At 67.1% G+C, this 4976-nt stretch carries 3 protein-coding genes and 3 pseudogenes; 5 read left to right on the forward strand and 1 reads right to left on the reverse strand.

Translation table 11 applies throughout. The features are described 5' to 3' along the window. Positions 1 to 233: pseudogene (locus tag JF597_RS00330) on the forward strand (integrase); the annotation flags it as partial. Between the two features lie 31 nt (positions 234 to 264). Here JF597_RS00330 and JF597_RS00335 read toward each other — a convergent pair. Further along, positions 265 to 1653, reverse strand: coding sequence for an IS701 family transposase (locus JF597_RS00335; RefSeq protein WP_293986533.1), 1389 nt, complete (start codon positions 1651 to 1653; stop codon positions 265 to 267). Positions 1654 to 2078: 425 nt separating this feature from the next. On the opposite strand from JF597_RS00335, the gene JF597_RS00340 reads away from it, so the two are divergent. The 4 genes and pseudogenes from JF597_RS00340 to JF597_RS00350 all read left to right on the forward strand — a co-directional run. Next, positions 2079 to 3074, forward strand: coding sequence for a hypothetical protein (locus JF597_RS00340; RefSeq protein ID WP_293986535.1), 996 nt, complete (start codon positions 2079 to 2081; stop codon positions 3072 to 3074). Positions 3075 to 3919: 845 nt separating this feature from the next. Beyond that, a complete protein-coding gene (locus JF597_RS00345) occupies positions 3920 to 4108 on the forward strand; it encodes a hypothetical protein (RefSeq protein ID WP_293986537.1) in 189 nt (62 codons plus the stop codon). A 44-nt stretch (positions 4109 to 4152) separates the two neighbouring features. Then, positions 4153 to 4254 (forward strand): annotated as a pseudogene (locus tag JF597_RS55395) (TadE/TadG family type IV pilus assembly protein); the annotation flags it as partial. Between the two features lie 238 nt (positions 4255 to 4492). Further along, positions 4493 to 4976: pseudogene (locus tag JF597_RS00350) on the forward strand (hypothetical protein); the annotation flags it as partial.

Here is a 4976-nt window from a genome sequence, read left to right on the forward strand (position 1 = left end):
AGGCGGTGTTGCTACGCCGTGAGGTGTCCAAGGACGCTGAGCTGCTGGTGTTGCGCCATGAGAATGCGGTTCTGCGCCGTCAGATCGCCAGGGTTCGTTGCGAGCCGGCCGACCGGTTCTGGTTCGCGGCACCGTCCTCACTGATCCCGCGTCGGCGATGGGCTGCGGTGTTCCCGGTCAGTCCGGCGACGCTGCTGGCTTGGCACCGTCAGCTGGTCGCTTGCAAGTGGGATTAGCGGTGGTCCGTTGTGATCGGGTTGGCGGTTATGGCGGTTGGTAGAGGTTGATGCCGTGGCCGCTGGCCAGGCTGGTGGTGAGGCGGTTGATCTCGCGAGGGACGTGGGCGAGGGCTCCGGAGCGGATGATCCGGAGCAGGTCGTGGAAGGGGACGAGCCAGGCCCGGATGCGGCGCAGCCGCTGTGGCCAGGTGTCGGGTCCCGGATCCGCAGGTGCCGCGGTGGTGGGTCGCCCCGATGCTGGCCCGGTGTCGATGTCTTGCTGCCAGCCGAAGGAGAACGCCAGGTTGACCAGGGTCCAGTGGCGGCAGATCGCGGTGCCGGAACGGACTTGGAAATCGGCCCAGCCCAGTTCGTGCTTCACCTGCTTGTAGTCCTGCTCGATCCAGTTGCGCAGGCTGTAGAGCCCGACGACCTCGGCCATTGTGGCCGGAGGCCACGGGCCGCGCCGTGCCCGGCGGGGGATGTTCGTGGCCAGATATCGGGTGCTGGTCTTCGGCAGGGTCTTCGGGTCCACGGTGGCCACCACCATCCGCTTGGCCTTGTTGGGCCCGAAGGCGCCCAGAGTGATCTCGGTGGCCCACCAGGTCTGGGTGCTGCCGTCGCGCAGGTGCCGGGTGATCCGGTGCCAGCGCCCCGGGTGCGTCGGTGAGGTGAACGGCACGGCGGCCGCGGCGTCCCGGGGTGAGACCGGTGCCCCGGATCCGGTCCGTAGTGCCATGGCGGGGATGAGTGCCACCACGTAGGGCACTTCGGTGGCATCCAGCTGGGTCATCAGCGCCGGGGCGTGGCTGGGGCCGTAGTCGGCGTCGGCGACTACACAGCGGAAGCCGATGCCCGCGGCCCGGGCGCGGGTGACCAGGCCTGCGGCGATCTGCGGTTTGGTCTGGAACGCCGGGTCCTTGCGGCCGCCGGGCAGCCGGGAAGCCGGCTGGTAGGGCACGGTGTGCACCGGCCAGTACAGCTTGTCATCGGCCCAGCAGGTCGTGACCGCCACGATGCCCTCCTCGGTCTTGCCCCGCGAGCCGAGGTACTGCCGGGCGACGTAGTCGGTGGCGTGTCCGGACTTGCGGTCCCCGGAGTCATCGATGATCAGCACACCCGCCTCGTGCGGCGCGGTGCGCGCATCGGCGACCAGCAGCTCGATCCTGCGATCGTTGACCTTCTCGTGGTCCCAGGGCGACTCGGACAAGAACCACTGCAGCCGCTGCTCCTCGGGGTGTTTGGAGCCCACGCCAGGCTCGGTCTCCGCCAGCGCTGTCAGAGTCTTGTTCCGCTCACTCGGCCGCAGAAGAGCCGCCACATAGTCCCTGATCGCGGCCCGTTGAGCACGCGACGCCAACACCGGATCGAACTCGGCGAGATAACCCTCCAACGGACCGGGCGCCGCAGCCACCGGCAGACGAGGCGTGGCCATGATCCCTCCACACGAACAGACAGGCACCTGCTATCAGCACAGCGCTATACCCGCCTGATCACAACGGACTACCGCTAATCCTTCAGGCCGCGAGTGCGACGGCTTGCCGGCCGAGGTGACGCCCGGCTCACCATCCGACTCTGCGCCTGCCGCATACCTCGTCCGTGCAGGTCAACCGCATATGCAGGCTTGCTATGGAGGCTGTCGGCCTGGCATCGAATACAACTCGAATCAGCAGGGTGCGCGGGACATGGTGCCGAACAACCCCGATGCCGCGCCGTGGATCAACCTGGTGAACACCTACAACCAGAACGCTTCGCAGGGTTGGGACTGCGGCGGCTACATCTGCTAGGCGCTGGAACCGGTAGCCGGGGGACAGGCGTCCGTCCTTTAGTAGACCCCTTATTCACCTCGTGGAGGCGGGCATGAACATGAACGACCACCAGCGGCGTTTTCCGCGGGGCGTGTTCGCGATGGTACTGGCGACGGTGCTCGCGACCGGCGCCTGTTCGAGCTCGCACAGTTCGAAGGGCGGGACCACCGGCGGCTCGGCCGACGGCAAAGCGGTCCCGCCCTCCTCCACGGTGGCACCAGCCTCGGTGGCCTCGACACCCGAGGTGCTCGACCCCAACGCGCTCTCGCTGCCCATCGAGCAGTACGAGATGACGCCGGCCCAGAACAACGCGATCTCCCGCGCCAAGAACGAACTAGCGGTGCAGTGCATGAAACGATTCGGGTTCACGATCACTCCGCCGGCCTCCGGCAACGGGACCGCCACGGCGTTCCTGGACCGGCGCTACGGAGCGACGAACGCCACGACCGCAGCTCAGTGGGGTTATCACCTTCCCAACACGGGCGGCAAGCCGAGCGAACCGAACCTGGACACCGCGCAGATGCAGGTCCTCACCGGGAGCACCGACACGAACCGGGCTGGGACGACCGCGGCACCCACCACGGGCACCCCGCTGGTCGTGGCCGGTCAGCAGGTGCCCAAGGGCGGCTGCATGGCCGAGGCCACCGAGAAGCTGACCACAGCAGGAGGCACCCTCGGCGAGCCGGACATCGTGCGCCAGATCGACCATGACGGTTACAACCGGTCGGCAGCCGACCCGAGGGTCACCGCGACGTTCGCCAAGTGGTCGGCCTGCATGAAAGGCAAGGGCTATTCCTACGCGAGTCCGATCGAGGCGGAGAACGACAAGGACTTCGCCGGCCGAGTCGCGTCCCCGAAGGAGATCGCGGTCGCGACCGCGGATGTGTCCTGCAAGCAACAGACCAAAGTGGTCGGCACCTGGCTCGCCGTCGACGCGGCCTATGAGAAGGCTGAGATCGACGTGAACGCCTCGACCCTGGCCGGGATCAAGCAGGGCAACGATACGCTGCTGAAAGCGGCGGACAAGGTGCTCGGCACTTCGTCGTGACGAAGGCGGTCCCCGCTCCACGATGCGAGGATTCACCATGTCCGTGCGATGTCGGATAGCAGTACCCTGTCGCCGGATGGCCCGGAGCATCGCAGCTCCGGGCTCCCACAGATCCGTACGTAAATCTCTCGATTTATGCGGCTCCCGTCACGCTCCGGACGGCGGCCCAGCAGCGGCCGGCCGCATCCCCTCATCGTTCATCGCGAGACTCCTCCTCAGCGGTATCGCCGCCCGTCTCAGCGCCCTGGCTCCGGGCCTGTCGCGCGAATCCTTGCGGCTACTCAGTGATCGGCGCCAGATGTGGTTTCCACTTCTGTGCCTTCACAGTGACCCGTCGGTGTGACGCGGGTCTCATAACCGACCGTCATGTCCCGTATCCGATCGATGACGCTGCGTGCCGATACACGGGGCTCGTATATACGGTCCCTGATGGACTCGGCGCCCCCCGGAACCCGTGTTGCCAGCACTTCACGAGGTTGCAAGGAAGAGTCAGGTCGCGCCGGGGCGATCGTGACTGTGGGAGCGATCGTGGTCGTCGCGATGGAGTTGGTGTCGATGCCCGCACCGCCGGCCACCGTGATCGCCGCCTGGTCGACGCCGGCCAGGCCGGCGGCCGACGAAACGCAGTGCCTCGACTTGGACGGCGAACTCCCGCTCCCGCCGCCTGCCCGGCGGACTGTTGGCGATGTCAGCCGTCTGCTTCGTCGGCTACGCCGCGCTCGCGGCGGCGGCCAAGCAGATCCGGTAGACGGCGGGAGTTGTCCACAACATGTTGAAAAACCCGTCGGCACGAAGAACACGATCACGAGGGAAAGGCACGACCACTGGAACACCTGCTGGAGTCGATGAGAGCACGACTGGCCGCGCAGTGGGCGCGCCGCCACGAGATGACGCGCAGGCTGCGCGAGGAAGACCGGGGCTCCACCACCATCGAGGTGGTGCTGTGGGTGTTGGGGCTGTCGACGCTGGCGTCGGTCGTCGGCGCGATCATCTACGCCCTCGTGGTCGCCAAGGCGAAATCCATTTATTTCTAAGGCGTACGGCCCTGGCCGTGCGCGACGATCAGGGCACGGCCTCGGTGCAAATGATGCTCTGCCTGCCACTGGTGGTGTTCGTCCTGATACTGATCGTCCAGGCCGGGGCGTTCTTCCACGCTCAGCAGGTCGCCAAGCTCGCCGCCGACCGGGCGGTGGCCGCCGCACGCACCGAGTACGGCACCGCAGGTTTCGGCCGGGCTCAGGCCGAGCGTGTGCTGCAGGTCGTCGGCGACGGTTCGTTGAGGACTCCCCGTGTCTGCGCCTGCCGAATACCTCGTCCGTGCAGGTCAACCGCATATGCAGGCTTGCTATGGAGGCTGTCGGCCTGGCATCGAATCTCGTTCTGTGGTCTCGGCAAAGTCTCGGGCATGATGGCCGGTTGTGCTGCTGCGTCTGACCTATCTCGCCGTGACCAACGCCTTCGCCGCGCTGCGGCTGCTGCCGATGAGCGACCGGGACAAGGACGCGGAGATCTTGGCCCTGCGTCATCAGCTTGCGGCCCTGCAGCGGCAACTCGGTCCGGCACAGGCCAGGTTCGCCCCCGAGGACCGGGCCTTCCCGGCGGCGCTCCTGCAACCTCTCTCTCGTGCCTCGTTGCGCCGGCTGCATTTGATCGTCAGCCCGGACACGGTGCTGCGATGGCACCGCGATCTGATGCGCCATCGCCACGCGAAATCCTGTCGGCCCAAGCGAACTGGCCGCCCGCGTACGGTTGCCTCGATCCGGCGGCTGGTGCTGCGCCTGGTCCGGGAGAACCCGAGTTGGGGTTATCGCCGCGTGCACGGCGAGCTGGCTACTCTGGGCATCAAGGTCGCTGCCTCGACCATTTGGGAGATCGTCAAGGACGAGGGCATCGACCCGGCAC

Origin of the sequence: Streptomyces sp. (genome assembly GCF_019510245.1) — a bacterium.
GTDB lineage: Bacteria > Actinomycetota > Actinomycetes > Streptomycetales > Streptomycetaceae > Streptomyces.

What these genes read in the sequence shown, in the direction of transcription:
- JF597_RS00335 (WP_293986533.1), bottom strand. Translation starts at nt 1,653, where the DNA reads ATGGCCACGCCTCGTCTGCCGGTGGCTGCGGCGCCCGGTCCGTTGGAG.
- JF597_RS00340 (WP_293986535.1), top strand. Translation starts at nt 2,079, where the DNA reads ATGAACATGAACGACCACCAGCGGCGTTTTCCGCGGGGCGTGTTCGCG.
- JF597_RS00345 (WP_293986537.1), top strand. Translation starts at nt 3,920, where the DNA reads ATGAGAGCACGACTGGCCGCGCAGTGGGCGCGCCGCCACGAGATGACG.